General features: G+C 51.9%; 1 rRNA gene. It reads left to right on the top strand.

Annotation, left to right across the window (positions count from 1 at the left end):
• Window positions 1-10: 10 nt before the first annotated feature.
• A 16S ribosomal RNA gene (locus VPH40_RS27905) occupies window positions 11-1,011 on the top strand; the annotation flags it as partial.

Here is a 1,011-nt window from a genome sequence, read left to right as displayed (position 1 = left end):
AACAGAGATTAAACTGAAGAGTTTGATCCTGGCTCAGATTGAACGCTGGCGGCATGCCTTACACATGCAAGTCGAACGGCAGCACGGAGCTTGCTCTGGTGGCGAGTGGCGAACGGGTGAGTAATATATCGGAACGTACCCTAGAGTGGGGGATAACGTAGCGAAAGTTACGCTAATACCGCATACGATCTAAGGATGAAAGTGGGGGATCGCAAGACCTCATGCTCGTGGAGCGGCCGATATCTGATTAGCTAGTTGGTAGGGTAAAAGCCTACCAAGGCATCGATCAGTAGCTGGTCTGAGAGGACGACCAGCCACACTGGAACTGAGACACGGTCCAGACTCCTACGGGAGGCAGCAGTGGGGAATTTTGGACAATGGGCGAAAGCCTGATCCAGCAATGCCGCGTGAGTGAAGAAGGCCTTCGGGTTGTAAAGCTCTTTTGTCAGGGAAGAAACGGTGAGAGCTAATATCTCTTGCTAATGACGGTACCTGAAGAATAAGCACCGGCTAACTACGTGCCAGCAGCCGCGGTAATACGTAGGGTGCAAGCGTTAATCGGAATTACTGGGCGTAAAGCGTGCGCAGGCGGTTTTGTAAGTCTGATGTGAAATCCCCGGGCTCAACCTGGGAATTGCATTGGAGACTGCAAGGCTAGAATCTGGCAGAGGGGGGTAGAATTCCACGTGTAGCAGTGAAATGCGTAGATATGTGGAGGAACACCGATGGCGAAGGCAGCCCCCTGGGTCAAGATTGACGCTCATGCACGAAAGCGTGGGGAGCAAACAGGATTAGATACCCTGGTAGTCCACGCCCTAAACGATGTCTACTAGTTGTCGGGTCTTAATTGACTTGGTAACGCAGCTAACGCGTGAAGTAGACCGCCTGGGGAGTACGGTCGCAAGATTAAAACTCAAAGGAATTGACGGGGACCCGCACAAGCGGTGGATGATGTGGATTAATTCGATGCAACGCGAAAAACCTTACCTACCCTTGACATGGCTGGAATCC

Origin of the sequence: Janthinobacterium sp. P210005 (assembly GCF_036231865.1) — a bacterium.
Taxonomy (GTDB): Bacteria; Pseudomonadota; Gammaproteobacteria; order Burkholderiales; family Burkholderiaceae_D; genus Janthinobacterium; species Janthinobacterium kumbetense.
Note: the sequence above shows the minus strand (reverse complement) of the source record. Positions and strands in the feature narration are given on the sequence as shown.